The sequence below is a fragment of the Aliishimia ponticola genome (genome assembly GCF_004803475.1).
In the GTDB taxonomy this organism is placed as follows: domain Bacteria; phylum Pseudomonadota; class Alphaproteobacteria; order Rhodobacterales; family Rhodobacteraceae; genus Aliishimia; species Aliishimia ponticola.
Genome location: NZ_SRKY01000002.1, coordinates 266,523 through 278,473 on the forward strand (window position 1 = coordinate 266,523; position 11,951 = coordinate 278,473).

At 62.7% G+C, this 11,951-nt stretch carries 14 protein-coding genes; 10 read left to right on the plus strand and 4 right to left on the minus strand.

Features of this window, described 5'->3' with window-relative positions; all coding sequences use genetic code 11:
- Positions 1 to 10 precede the first annotated feature (10 nt).
- The 3 genes from E4Z66_RS07650 to pheT all read left to right on the plus strand — a co-directional run bounded on the left by E4Z66_RS07650 (position 11) and on the right by pheT (position 3,868).
- Positions 11 to 391 (plus strand): YrhK family protein, encoded by a 381-nt coding sequence (locus E4Z66_RS07650; RefSeq protein ID WP_136462411.1) that lies wholly within the window; start codon positions 11 to 13, stop codon positions 389 to 391.
- A 157-nt stretch (positions 392 to 548) separates the two neighbouring features.
- A complete protein-coding gene (locus E4Z66_RS07655) occupies positions 549 to 1,334 on the plus strand; it encodes a CE1 family esterase (protein WP_136462412.1) in 786 nt (261 codons plus the stop codon).
- A 140-nt stretch (positions 1,335 to 1,474) separates the two neighbouring features.
- Positions 1,475 to 3,868 (plus strand): phenylalanine--tRNA ligase subunit beta, encoded by a 2,394-nt coding sequence (gene pheT / locus E4Z66_RS07660; protein WP_136462413.1) that lies wholly within the window; start codon positions 1,475 to 1,477, stop codon positions 3,866 to 3,868.
- 92 nt (positions 3,869 to 3,960) lie between these two features.
- On the opposite strand, the gene E4Z66_RS07665 is transcribed toward pheT, so the two are convergent.
- Positions 3,961 to 4,851, minus strand: coding sequence for a LysR family transcriptional regulator (locus tag E4Z66_RS07665; RefSeq protein WP_136462414.1), 891 nt, complete (start codon positions 4,849 to 4,851; stop codon positions 3,961 to 3,963).
- Positions 4,852 to 4,941: 90 nt separating this feature from the next.
- On the opposite strand from E4Z66_RS07665, the gene E4Z66_RS07670 reads away from it, so the two are divergent.
- Both E4Z66_RS07670 and E4Z66_RS07675 read left to right on the plus strand, forming a co-directional pair.
- On the plus strand, positions 4,942 to 5,571 hold the full coding sequence (locus E4Z66_RS07670) for a class I SAM-dependent methyltransferase (RefSeq protein ID WP_136462415.1): 630 nt from the start codon (positions 4,942 to 4,944) through the stop codon (positions 5,569 to 5,571).
- Positions 5,572 to 5,616: 45 nt separating this feature from the next.
- A complete protein-coding gene (locus tag E4Z66_RS07675) occupies positions 5,617 to 6,066 on the plus strand; it encodes a YtoQ family protein (protein WP_136462416.1) in 450 nt (149 codons plus the stop codon).
- Between the two features lie 88 nt (positions 6,067 to 6,154).
- Here the strand turns inward: E4Z66_RS07675 and E4Z66_RS07680 are convergent, their stop codons facing one another.
- Positions 6,155 to 6,856, minus strand: coding sequence for a glutathione S-transferase family protein (locus E4Z66_RS07680; RefSeq protein ID WP_136462417.1), 702 nt, complete (start codon positions 6,854 to 6,856; stop codon positions 6,155 to 6,157).
- Between the two features lie 152 nt (positions 6,857 to 7,008).
- Here E4Z66_RS07680 and mscL point away from each other — a divergent pair, with 152 nt between their 5' ends.
- Positions 7,009 to 7,404 (plus strand): large-conductance mechanosensitive channel protein MscL, encoded by a 396-nt coding sequence (gene mscL, locus E4Z66_RS07685; protein ID WP_136462418.1) that lies wholly within the window; start codon positions 7,009 to 7,011, stop codon positions 7,402 to 7,404.
- A 107-nt stretch (positions 7,405 to 7,511) separates the two neighbouring features.
- On the opposite strand, the gene ald is transcribed toward mscL, so the two are convergent.
- Positions 7,512 to 8,630, minus strand: a complete 1,119-nt coding sequence (gene ald, locus E4Z66_RS07690; protein ID WP_136462419.1) for an alanine dehydrogenase — start codon at positions 8,628 to 8,630, stop codon at positions 7,512 to 7,514.
- A 139-nt stretch (positions 8,631 to 8,769) separates the two neighbouring features.
- Here ald and E4Z66_RS07695 point away from each other — a divergent pair, with 139 nt between their 5' ends.
- A complete protein-coding gene (locus tag E4Z66_RS07695) occupies positions 8,770 to 9,228 on the plus strand; it encodes an Lrp/AsnC family transcriptional regulator (RefSeq protein ID WP_136462420.1) in 459 nt (152 codons plus the stop codon).
- A gap of 75 nt (positions 9,229 to 9,303) precedes the next feature.
- Here the strand turns inward: E4Z66_RS07695 and rpsU are convergent, their stop codons facing one another.
- Positions 9,304 to 9,462, minus strand: a complete 159-nt coding sequence (gene rpsU / locus E4Z66_RS07700; protein WP_246035983.1) for a 30S ribosomal protein S21 — start codon at positions 9,460 to 9,462, stop codon at positions 9,304 to 9,306.
- On the opposite strand from rpsU, the gene E4Z66_RS19845 reads away from it, so the two are divergent.
- From E4Z66_RS19845 to E4Z66_RS07710, 3 genes are all read left to right on the plus strand, one after another.
- Complete coding sequence (locus tag E4Z66_RS19845) at positions 9,406 to 9,630, plus strand: hypothetical protein (RefSeq protein WP_246035994.1); 225 nt, start codon at positions 9,406 to 9,408, stop codon at positions 9,628 to 9,630. The two genes, rpsU and E4Z66_RS19845, sit on opposite strands and share 57 nt — an antisense overlap.
- Positions 9,631 to 9,694: 64 nt before the next feature.
- Positions 9,695 to 10,393 (plus strand): COQ9 family protein, encoded by a 699-nt coding sequence (locus E4Z66_RS07705; RefSeq protein WP_136462421.1) that lies wholly within the window; start codon positions 9,695 to 9,697, stop codon positions 10,391 to 10,393.
- Positions 10,394 to 10,519: 126 nt separating this feature from the next.
- Entirely contained in the window at positions 10,520 to 11,887 is a 1,368-nt protein-coding gene (locus E4Z66_RS07710) for an SLC5/6 family protein (protein ID WP_136462422.1), read from the plus strand.
- Positions 11,888 to 11,951: the final 64 nt, after the last annotated feature.

Genomic DNA, 11,951 nt, shown 5'->3' on the forward strand with positions numbered 1-11,951 from the left:
GGGGACGGCCATGGCAAAACGCGGGTTTTTCTGGCCGGACAGATCAGGGCAAAGTGAAAGCTATCAGCGCCGCTATGCGGCCTATGAGCTTGTTTACACCCTTGTCGATTTCCTCGCGGCGCTTCTGTTCGTGGTCGGATCGGTCCTGTTCTTCTTCGAAAGTTACCAAACGCCCGCCACGTGGTGTTTCCTCGTGGGGTCGATCTTTTTTGCGGCCAAGCCGACGATCCGGCTGATCCGCGAAGTGCGGCTGGCGGAACATGGCGAGGTGTCGGAACTGGCCGGTCGTCTGTCGCCGGGGGGAAGTTCGGACGGGGGCAAGTCGGGGCAGTCCGGTCGCGCGCAAGCCGAAGAGACCGACAAATCCAAGCGTCCCGATCAACATAAGTGACGCGGCCAGACTGAACGACGCCGAGGCTGGGTAGAACGTCAAACGGCATTGCCCATACGCCTGACCGAACGGCGCAATTGGCGGACTGCGTTGAAACAGCCGGGTTCTGACGCATTGGTGAAGTGACAGGACGGGACGGTCCGCTAGGGTGCGGCGCATGAGATGGTGTATCGCGCTTTTGTGGCTGGTATTGGCCGCCCCGGTTCTGGCCTGCGGGCTGGAAGACCCTTGCAAGCTGGGTGATCGCTCCTACCACCTGCGCGTGCCCAATGGCTGGGATGGAACGTCGCCGCTGCCCGTGCTTCTGCATTTCCACGGCTGGGGGCGTCAGGGCGATTTGATCGTCAATCATCAGCGCATTGCCGGTGCGACGCGGCGGCGCGGTGTGCTTCTGGTGGCGCCGAACGGATTGGGCCGAAGCTGGGATTTTCGCCGTGCTGACTCGCGCGATATCGCCTTTGCGCGGGCGGTGCTGGATGATGTGCGGCGGCTCTACCCCGTGGATGAGGGCCGGATTTACGTGTCCGGCTATTCATGGGGCAGCAACATGGCGTGGCGTTTCGTGTGCGAGGATGGCGCGGATGTTGCGGCGCTTCTGGGGATCTCCGGCGTGTTGCCGCAGGACACAGATTGCGCCACCGCGCCGGGTGAAATCCGCCAGGTCTATGGCTTGCGCGACGAGGTGCTGCCGTTTCCCGCCGGTCCGGGCGGGGACGAGACATGGCCTGTGAAACTCTGGCGGGACCGGCTGAGCTGCGGCGCGGGGCGCGATGCGGGGGATTGGCAGCAGGTGTCGTTCCTGACGCTGGCCCGGAGGGAATGGACGCGCTGCGCGCGCGGGCGGGTCACGCTGGATTTGCATCCCGGTGGGCATTTCATCCCGCATGGCTGGATCGCGCGGCAGTTGGACGAAATGCTGGGATTGCCGCCCTCCTACCCGTGACGCCGGGGCTGGCGCTCTTTGCGTGCCGCAAAATCGCCCCACCCGCCGTCCCGTAGGGTGTGCTTGAGCACACCCACCTTGAACCCGGCCGATTTCTTTGCCATTGCGGGCGCGACCTGTCCGACCCTTAGAGGCGTATGATGAAATTCACCCTGTCCTGGCTCAAATCCCACCTTGAGACCGATGCCACGCTTGACCAGATCACCGAGGCACTGACCGATCTCGGCCTTGAGGTCGAGGGCGTCGAAGATCGCGGGGCGCGGCTGCGGGACTTTACCATCGGTAAGGTGCTGAAAGCCGAAAAGCACCCGGACGCCGACCGGCTGCGTGTGTGCCAAGTGGCCACGGATGAGGGCGAAAAGCAGATCATCTGCGGCGCGCCCAACGCCCGCGAAGGCATCACCGTCGTGATCGCCAAGCCCGGCGTCTACGTGCCGGGGATCGACACGACCATCGGCGTCGGCAAGATCCGCGGGATTGAAAGCTTTGGCATGATGGCCTCCGAGCGGGAGCTTGAGTTGAGCGAGGAGCATGACGGGATCATCGAGTTGCCCTCGGGCGAGGTTGGCGAGGCTTTCGTCGATTGGCTTGCCCATCACGACCCGGCCAAAATCGATCCGGTCATCGAAATCGCAATCACGCCGAACCGCCCGGATGCGCTGGGCGTGCATGGCATCGCGCGCGATCTGGCGGCGCGGGGCTTGGGCACGCTGAAACCGCTGACGGCCGAACCGGTGACAGGGGCCTTCCCGGCCAGCCTGACCGTGTCGATCGACGAAGATACGCTGGATGGTGCGCCGCTCTTTTGCGGGCGTCTGATCCGCGGTGTGAAGAACGGCCCCAGCCCGGCGTGGTTGCAGGACCGTCTGCGCGCCATTGGCCTGCGTCCGATCAACTTCCTTGTCGATGTCACCAACTTCTTCACCTACGACCAGAACCGCCCCTTGCACGTCTTCGATGCGGATAAGGTCGCGGGCAATCTGCGGGTCCACCGCGCGGCGGGGGGCGAAGAACTTCTGGCGCTGGACGGCAAGATCTATTCGTTCCAGCCCGGGCAGATGGTCATCTCTGACGAGAATGGCCCTGAAAGCATCGCCGGTATCATGGGCGGCGAAGAGACCGGCTGCACCGATGACACCGTGAACGTCTTTGTCGAGAGCGCCTATTGGGATCCGGTGCAGATCGCCTATGCCGGGCGCGCGCTGAAAATCAACTCTGACGCGCGCTACCGGTTTGAGCGTGGGGTCGATCCGGAATTCACGCCGGTCGGTCTGGATTTTGCCGTGCGGATGATTCTGGACCACGCGGGCGGCGAAGCCTCCGAACCGGTGCAGGCGGGCGAAATGCCGGACGTGGCGCGCGCCTACAAGCTGGACCCGGCGCGAGTGCAAAGCCTTGTCGGAATGGACATCCCGGCACAGACGCAGCGCGACACGCTGACCGCGCTGGGCTTCCGGCTGGATGGCGATATGGCACATGTGCCAAGCTGGCGCCCGGATGTGCAGGGCGAAGCGGATCTGGTCGAAGAAGTCGCGCGGATCGCCTCGCTCACCAAGCTGGAAGGCAAGCCTTTGCCGCGCATTGACGGGGTGCCCAAGCCGGTCATGACGCCGATGCAGCGCCGCGAACAAGCAGCGCGCCGGACGTCTGCCGCGCTGGGCTACCATGAATGTGTGACCTATAGCTTCATCGATCAGGCGTCGGCGGCGCTGTTCGGGGGCGGTGAGGATACGACCCGGCTGGAAAACCCGATTTCCAGCGACATGAGCCATATGCGTCCGGCCTTGCTGCCCGGCCTTCTGCAAGCGGCGGCGCGCAATCAGGCGCGTGGGTTCATGGATATGGCCCTGTTCGAGGTCGGCCCGGCCTTCCATGGGGGGGAGCCGGAAGAACAACACCAATTGATCAGTGGCCTGCTGATCGGGCGGACCGGTCCCAAGGACGTGCATGGTGCGTCGCGGCCCGTGGATGTGTTCGATGTGAAAGCCGATGCAGAGGCCGTACTGGCCGCGATGGGCGCGCCTGCCAAGGTGCAGATCCTGCGGGGGGCGCGCGAATGGTGGCATCCGGGACGGCATGGCATGATCTGCCTTGGCCCCAAGAAGGTGCTGGGCGTCTTTGGCGAGTTGCATCCGAAAGTGCTGGACGCAATGGACGTCAAAGGCCCCGCGATGGCCTTTACCCTGTGGCCCGGCGAAATCCCGATGCCGCGCAAATCTGGCGCAACGCGCGGGGCGCTGAAAATCAGCGACTTGCAAGCGGTCGAGCGGGACTTTGCCTTTGTCGTGGACGCGGATGTTGCCGCGCTGGATCTGGTGAATGCGGCGGCGGGCGCGGACAAGGCCTTGATCCGCGATGTGCGTGTCTTTGACGAATTCATCGGTGGCAGCTTGGGCGAGGACAAGAAGTCGCTTGCCATTACCGTGCGGCTTGAGCCGACGGATGCCACGCTGACCGACAAGGAAATCGAAGCGGTCGGCCAGAAGGTGGTGGAAAAGGTCACGAAAGCCACGGGCGGCGTTCTGCGCGGTTGATCATTGGCCCTGTGGTGCGGGCGCCCCGGTGTCCGTCGCCGCGGGCGCCGGACCGGCCCACCCGCCTTGCTGCGGCCCGACGTGGCTCTCTTTCAGATCTGCGCAAGCGTTTCCGCGAGAATGTCAAAGACAAGCCGGATGCGTCGGCTTGTATGAAGTTCCCGGTGCGTGACCAGCCAGACCGGAAACACGATCGGCGGCATATCCGGCAGCACGCGGACAATGCCCGGCGTATCCCGTGCGACCGCATCCGCCATGGGCGCGATCCCGAACCCTTGCTGGACCAGCCGCCACGCGACGAGCGCATTCTGCGATCCGATGCGAAAGTTGTCCGGCGTGACGGGGATGCCGATTTCAGCCAGATGCGCGATGAGACGCGCATTATCCGCAAACCCGACGAAATCATGCCCGGCGAGGTCGGCGGCGCCGAGCGGAGCGCCGCGCGCATCAAGATAGCTGCTTGCCGCGTATAGATGGGCGGTCGTGTCCGTCAGGCGCCGGGCGATCAACTCCGGCTCTGTCGGGCGCACATGGCGGATGGCGATATCGGCCTCTCTCCTGATCAGATCGGCAAGGTCATTGGTGGCGACCAGTTCGACATGCAGGCGCGGGGCATGTTCCTGCACCTGGCGCAGCACGTCCGGCATCAGATAGGCGGAGAACACGTCGCTCGCGGTGACGCGGATTTCGCCTTCGATTGATTGGGACTGGCTCGTGGCGATCAGGGACAGGTGCGCGGCGGCCTTGGCCATCTGGCGCGCATGGGGCAGCAGGTCCGTCCCCGTCTGGGTGAGCGTCAGGCTACGCCCGGCGCGCTCGAACAACGTGACGCCAAGTGCCTGTTCCAAAGCTGCAACCTGCCGCCCGAGCGTTGGCTGCGTCAGGCCAAGTACCCGCGCGGCCGCAGAGAGAGAGCCGGTTTCCGCCGTGGCGAGGAAGGCCCGCATATGGCTCCAATCGAAGTCTGTGCTGCTTTGATCCATGCAAATACGTATAGGTGATGCACGGATTTTGGCAATTCTGCGCAGTGGTCCCATCTGATATCAACATTCCTGTATTTTAGGAGAGAGCTTATGCAGACCGATGCCGCCTTTTGGGACCGAATTGCTGCGAAATACCGCGCGACGCCGATCCGCAACGCCGAAGACTATGATGCGGGGCTCGCGCGGGTGGTGAGCCATCTGCGCCCCACGGATCACGTTCTGGAAATCGGTTGCGGCACGGGCGGCACGGCGCTGCGTCTTGCACCGCATGTGGCGCGGATGGTCGCCAGCGACTTTGCGCCGGGCATGATTGCGCAGGCCAAGGACCGCGCCGGGGCGGAGGCAGCCGAGTTTGTCGTCGGCGACGTCCACGCGTCGGGGTTCGAGCCGGGCAGTTTCGACGCGGTGCTTGGGTTCAACCTGTTTCACCTTGTCCCTGATTTCGACGCACAGCTGGCGCGATGCCATGGCTTGCTCAAGCCCGGCGGTTTGCTGATCTGCAAGACGCCTTGCCTGACCGACCCATCGGCCAGGCTTCGGTACAAGATGATGACATGGGCGGTTCCGGTGATGCAGGCGCTTGGCAAAGCCCCGTTCGTGAAGTTCCGCACCATCGCGCAGTTGCAGACGGCGGTAGAGGCCGCTGGCTTCGAGATCATCGAGACCGGGAACTATCCCGCGCAACCGCCGAGCCATCTGATTGTCGCGCGAAAGGTTTGAACTTCTGCGCGCTGCTTGCGATGAGTGGGGCAAAGAGGAGAATTGATGATGCTGAATGTGTACCTGTCGGGCGAGATTCACACGGATTGGCGGGCCGAGATCGAAGCCGCTTGCGAAGGGCTGGACGTGGCGTTCTCTGCGCCGGTCACCGACCATGCGGCGAGCGACGATTGCGGCGTGGATATCCTTGGTGCCGAGGAGAACAAGTATTGGCATGACCACAAGGGCGCGATGGTCAACGCAATCCGCACACGCAAGGGGATCGCCGACGCAGACGTGGTGGTCGTACGCTTTGGTGAAAAGTACAAGCAGTGGAACGCCGCGTTTGACGCCGGCTATGCGGCGGCTTTGGGCAAAAGCTTGATTATCCTGCAACAGCCGGAACATGACCACGCTTTGAAAGAGGTCGATGCCGCCGCGCTGGCGATGTGCCGCACGCCGGCGCAGGTGGCGCAAATCCTGCGCTATGTGCTGACCGGTGCGCTGCCGGGATAAACCCAAGGTTTGGTGACGGGCGGCCGCGTTGCGGCACCGCTTCCCGCCCGGCATGGGGGCACGCCGGGCAGTGCCACAGGGGCGGCGGTTACGCGTCGCGCGGGGGTGTGTTCATCCCGGCTTTCACAGCGGGCCGTTCCAGAAACCGGGCAAGATAGGCCATGGTGCGCGGATAATCCGTCCAGCCGACAAGATCCTTGGTGCCGTAATATTCCAGCGCGTTCAGCCACGGGGCCAGCGCGATATCCGCGATGGAATATTCGCCAGCGATCCAATCCTGCCCGTCCAGCGCGCCCTCTATCACCGCAAGCAGGCGCTTGGCCTCCGTGATGAAGCGTTCGCGCGGACGGGGGTCTTCGATTTCGCGGCCCGCGAATTTGTGGAAATACCCAAGCTGCCCGAACATCGGGCCGACACCGCCCATCTGAAACATCAGCCATTGGATCGCCTTGGCCTTGTCCGCGCCGGTCTTGCCGGTGAGTTTGCCGGTCTTTTCGGCCAGATAGATCAGGATCGCCCCGCTTTCGAACAGGCCGATGGGCGCACCGTCCGGCCCGTGCGGGTCGATCAGCGCGGGGATCTTGTTGTTCGGGTTCAGCGACAGGAATTCGGGGCTTTTGACATCGGCATCCGACAGCGTGACTCGGTGCGCCTCATAGGGCAGGCCCAGCTCTTCCAACATGATGGAGACCTTGACCCCGTTCGGCGTGGGAAAGGCATAAAGCTGGATGATATCGGGATTTGCGGGGGGCCATTTGCGGGTGATCGGAAAGTCGGAAAGCGTGCTCATGTCGGGGGCTCCTGATCGGCGTTAGGGTGCAAATTGGCGGATTATTCCCCCCGAAAACACCCTTCTAATTGTGCGGCTATGTGGTACGAGGTGCTCGGCGGCGAACAGTGGGTGGGCGCTGCACTAAGTTGTAGCCAACGGGAAAAACAAAGATGCTTCAAGAATTCAAAGATTTCATTGCCAAGGGCAATGTCATGGACATGGCAGTCGGTATCATCATCGGCGCCGCCTTCACCGCTATCGTCACCTCGCTGGTCGACGACCTGATCAACCCGATCATCGGTCTGTTCACCGGCGGTATCGATTTCAGCTCGATGGGTCTGGCACTGGGCGAAGGCGAAGATGCCGCAATCCTTGCCTATGGTAACTTCATCATGGCGATCATCAACTTCCTGATCATCGCATGGGTCGTGTTCATGCTGGTCAAAATGGTCAACCGCGTGAAAGACGCTGCCGTCGCAGAAGGCGAGCCGGTACCGGAAGCACCGTCGGGCCCGACGCAGGAAGAACTGCTGACGGAAATCCGCGACGCGCTGAAAGCACGCTGATCGTAGGTTTTTGCGTGGCCCTGTTGAGTGTTGGGGCCACGCGCACGGTGATTTGAGTAAGAGTATGGGGGCGCTTCGGCGTCCCCTTTTTTCTGTGCTTTTGGACGTTACAGCGTCAGCGCGTCGCGCGGTGCGATGGCGTCGAGGCCAAGCGCTTCGCCCACCGGGGCGTTGGTCAGTTTGCCCGCATGCACATTGAGACCGGCCAGAAGATGCGGATCGTCCTCGCAAGCCTTGCGCCAGCCCTTGTTCGCCAATGCCAGCATGAAGGGCATCGTGGCATTGCCAAGCGCGATGGTCGATGTACGCGCAACCGCGCCGGGCATGTTGGCGACGCAGTAATGCATGATGCCGTCGACCTCATAGATCGGGTCTTCGTGCGTTGTGGCTTTTGAGGTTTCAAAGCAACCGCCCTGATCGATGGCAACATCGACGATCGCCGCGCCGGGCTTCATGTCGGAAAGTTGCGCGCGGGTGACGAGCTTGGGCGCGGCGGCGCCGGGGATCAGCACCGCACCGATCACGAGGTCAGCCTCCGCGACCAGTTCGGCGGTGTTCGCCTTGCTGGCATAGCGTGTGCGGAACTGTCCCGCGAACACGTCGTCAAGATAGCGCATCCGGGGCAGCGACCGGTCCAGAACAGTGACATCCGCGCCCATGCCCGCTGCAACGCGGGCCGCGTGGGTGCCGACCACGCCGCCGCCGATCACAGCGACCTTGGCCGGGCCGACACCGGGGACGCCGCCCATCAAGACGCCGCGCCCGCCATTGGCCTTCTGCAGGGTCCAGGCCCCGACTTGCGGCGCAAGGCGACCGGCGACTTCGGACATGGGCGCAAGCAGCGGCAGGCCGCCCTGTGCGTCGGTCACGGTCTCATAGGCGATGGCGGTGCAGCCCGATTTCAGCAGGTCCTGGGTCTGCTCCGGATCGGGGGCAAGGTGCAGATAGGTGAACAGCAACTGCCCGTCGCGCAGCATCTTACGCTCTGCGCTTTGGGGTTCCTTCACCTTTACGATCATCTCCGCACGTTCAAAAACGTCTGCCGCAGTGGCGGCGATCTGCGCGCCAACAGCGGTATAATCCGCATCCTCAAACCCGGCGCCGCGACCCGCGCCGGTTTCGATCAGGACGTCATGGCCATGTGCGATGGCTTCCTGCGCGGCGTTCGGTGTCACGCCGACGCGAAATTCCTGCGGTTTGATTTCCTTTGGGCATCCGATAAGCATGGGCTTCCTCTTGCATGCGTGTGCTTTAAAGATGCGCCGTTTCTCGCGCAAAGTTTGGCGAAAAATATCTCGCCACCGGTAGTCGAGTGTGAATATTATTGCGTGTGAACGCCGGAGAGCCGGGAGGATTTTGCGCCAAATGGAATTGGACGACACGGACCGCCGCCTGCTGCGTGCCTTGCAGCGCAAAGGGCGTATGTCGAATGCAGATTTGTCAGAGGCCGCGAATCTGAGCCCCTCAGCCTGTCACCGGCGCGTGCAGCGGATGGAAAAACACGGGATCATCCGCGATTACGTCGCGCTTGTGGATGCGCGGATGCTGGGCGTGCCGACCACGGTATTCGTCGAGATCAAGCTGCAAGGGCAGGCGGACGACATCCTTGATGCGTTTGAGAAAGCCGTTGCGCGAATCCCGGATGTTCTGGAATGCCACCTCATGGCAGGCAGCGCCGACTATCTGCTGAAGGTCGTGGCCGAGGATACAGAGGATTTCGCCCGTATTCACCGCCAGCACCTTGCCCGGCTGCCCGGCGTCGCGCAGATGCAGTCCAGTTTCGCGCTGCGCACCGTGTTCAAGACGACGGCCCTGCCAGTTTAGGCTGGCCCACAAAAGCAAACCCCCGCAGCGGGTGGCCACGGGGGTCGTATTAATCACCTAAGCGGTGGGCGATGCTTACATCATCCCTTCGCGTTGGGCTTTTTTCCGAGCCAGCTTGCGGGCCCGGCGGATCGCTTCAGCTTTTTCGCGCGCCTTTTTCTCGGACGGCTTCTCGAAATGTTGCTTGAGCTTCATTTCGCGGAAAACGCCTTCGCGCTGCAGCTTCTTTTTCAGGGCACGAAGCGCCTGATCGACATTGTTGTCGCGAACACTAACCTGCATGTGGTTGTCACCACCTTTCTAGATTCGAGTTGCAAGGATTTGCAGGAAGTGGCCGTATATCAAGGCAACATGGCTTTGTCTACCCCGCGCGCAATGCAGGCGGCGGGGGCGCAGCGGTGAACTTATGGTGGCCGAATGCATCGGACGTGCCATATTAAGGGCATCAGATCGGAAAGGGGACAGGATGACGGAAACGTATGACGCCATGAAGGACCGGCTGCTGGACGCGGCGCTGTCCAATGTTCCCTTTGACGGTTGGTCCGAGGATACGTTCAAGGCCGCCGTCGCTGATACCGAAATTGCGCCCGACGTGGCGCGCAATGTGTGTCCGCGCGGCGCGGTCGATCTGGCGCTGGCTTTTCACGCGCGCGGTGATGCGGCGATGCTGGCGCGGCTCGATGCCGAAGATTTGTCCGATCTGCGGTTTCGCGACAAGATCGCCGCCGCCGTCCGGTACCGGTTGGAGGCTGTGACCGACAAGGAAGCGGTGCGGCGTGGCACGATCCTGTTCTCGTTGCCGATGCATGCGGCGACCGGTGCCAAGGCGATCTGGGGCACGGCGGACAAGATCTGGACTGCGCTGGGCGACACGTCCGATGACGTGAATTGGTACACCAAGCGCGCGACGCTTTCGGGGGTGTATGGCTCTACCGTGTTGTTCTGGCTGGGCGATGACAGCGCCGATCACGCGGCGACCTGGGATTTTCTGGACCGCCGCATCGACAATGTGATGCAGATCGAAAAGGCCAAGGCGACAGTGCGCGAGAACAAACTGCTGAGCGGTTTGATGGCGGGGCCGAATTGGTTGCTGGGGCATGTCCGCGCGCCGATGCGGGTGCCCGACGTGGATTTGCCGGGCCAGTGGACCGACCGGCAGGACTGACGGCATCGCCGCTGCATCGCGCCGGGACCGGTGCGGATAACGGGCGATACACGAGAAGTTCAATTGGGGGCATCAAGCGGCTGCTGCTAAAGGGGCATTACCCTTCAGTAGCCGGAGCCTGCCCCCATGCAACCCTATACGATCTTTGGTGTTTTTGCCCTTGTGGTGCTGGCCAGCCTTGTGGTGGCGCCGCGCCGTGTCACCGCCGAGGGCTTTTTCCGCGGGCAGGGGCTTGGCGGGGATGCGCCGGGCCTGTGGATGCTGGTTCTCAGCCAGGTGACGACGTGGATTTTCGCGCGCTCGCTGATGAATTCCGCCATTCTCGGCTACTACTACGGCAGCGCCGGGGTGCTTGCCTATGCGGCCTATTATGGCTCGTTCCTCACGGGTGGGTTCATCGTCGGACGGCTGCGCGCCCAGGGGGCGGGATCGGTTCAGGATTGGCTGGCAGAACGGTTCGGCGCGCCGGGAACGGTTTGCTATAATCTTGTTATCGCGCTGCGGCTCTTGTCCGAGGTTTTTGCCAATCTGCTGGTCATAGGCTTGATCTTTGCCGCCATTCTGCCCGAGCTTGCCGCGTGGAAAGACGTTGCCGTGCTCGCCGTTGGGGCGATGGCGTTGCTGTATTCCGCTTGGGGCGGGCTGAGCGCGGCGCTGCGCACGGATATGATGCAGATGATCGTGTTTCTGGTGGTCTTTGGCGCGGCCTTCATCGCGCTTGTGACCACGCCGCAATTCGACGCGGTGGCGGTGCTGACCGCCCAAGGGGTTGCGGGTTCCTATAACGGGTGGGTCTTGCTGGCGGTGGCCGCGCTTCAGGTGTTTTCCTATCCGGTGCATGACCCGGTGATGATGGATCGCGGGTTCCTCAACGATCCGGCCACGACACGGCGCAGCTTTCACTATGCGTTCTGGCTGTCGACCTTGCTGATCCTCGCTTTCGGTGTCTTCGGGGTGCAGGCCGCGCTGGTCGGGGCGGCTTATGAGAATGAGCTGATCGGCACATGGGCCACGATGTTTCCGGGCTGGGTCTTTGCTGCGCTGATCCTGTCGCTGATGATCTCGGCCCTGTCCACGCTGGATTCGGCGCTGTCCTCTGCCGCGCGGCTGGTGGTCGAAGAGCTGAAGCTCGCGCCGCGCAATTTGTTGGGAGGGCGTCTGGCGATGATCTGTTTCGCAGTTCTGGGCACGGCGCTGACCCTGTCCGAAAGTCAAAGCCTGTTTGATGCGGTCGCCGTGTCCGGCACGGCATCTATGTTTCTGACACCGGTGCTTGTCATAGGTCTGGTCCTTGGTCGCGGCATCGCCGTTTGGGCTTATGTCGTCAGCTTTGCGGCGGCAATGCTGGGCGCGCTGGTCTACTTCTTGCGCGGCAGCGCGTTGGTGTCGGGCTGGCTTTATGAAGGGCATAAGTACGAGCAGCTTCTGCTGATCTGCTGCGTTGTGCTTGCGACCGGGTTCGCGGCGACCATCCTTGGGTCCTCCCGGCGTTAAGCCCCGCGTCGGCGCTTTCCTCCCTTCGCAGCGGATGCTAGGCCTTTCGTCAAAAGGCGAGAGG

Coding starts and splice junctions, on each gene's coding strand:
- E4Z66_RS07650 (WP_136462411.1), top strand. CDS start 11: ATGGCAAAACGCGGGTTTTTCTGGCCGGACAGATCAGGGCAAAGTGAA.
- E4Z66_RS07655 (WP_136462412.1), top strand. CDS start 549: ATGAGATGGTGTATCGCGCTTTTGTGGCTGGTATTGGCCGCCCCGGTT.
- pheT (WP_136462413.1), top strand. CDS start 1,475: ATGAAATTCACCCTGTCCTGGCTCAAATCCCACCTTGAGACCGATGCC.
- E4Z66_RS07665 (WP_136462414.1), bottom strand. CDS start 4,851: ATGGATCAAAGCAGCACAGACTTCGATTGGAGCCATATGCGGGCCTTC.
- E4Z66_RS07670 (WP_136462415.1), top strand. CDS start 4,942: ATGCAGACCGATGCCGCCTTTTGGGACCGAATTGCTGCGAAATACCGC.
- E4Z66_RS07675 (WP_136462416.1), top strand. CDS start 5,617: ATGATGCTGAATGTGTACCTGTCGGGCGAGATTCACACGGATTGGCGG.
- E4Z66_RS07680 (WP_136462417.1), bottom strand. CDS start 6,856: ATGAGCACGCTTTCCGACTTTCCGATCACCCGCAAATGGCCCCCCGCA.
- mscL (WP_136462418.1), top strand. CDS start 7,009: ATGCTTCAAGAATTCAAAGATTTCATTGCCAAGGGCAATGTCATGGAC.
- ald (WP_136462419.1), bottom strand. CDS start 8,630: ATGCTTATCGGATGCCCAAAGGAAATCAAACCGCAGGAATTTCGCGTC.
- E4Z66_RS07695 (WP_136462420.1), top strand. CDS start 8,770: ATGGAATTGGACGACACGGACCGCCGCCTGCTGCGTGCCTTGCAGCGC.
- E4Z66_RS19845 (WP_246035994.1), top strand. CDS start 9,406: ATGTTGCTTGAGCTTCATTTCGCGGAAAACGCCTTCGCGCTGCAGCTT.
- E4Z66_RS07705 (WP_136462421.1), top strand. CDS start 9,695: ATGACGGAAACGTATGACGCCATGAAGGACCGGCTGCTGGACGCGGCG.
- E4Z66_RS07710 (WP_136462422.1), top strand. CDS start 10,520: ATGCAACCCTATACGATCTTTGGTGTTTTTGCCCTTGTGGTGCTGGCC.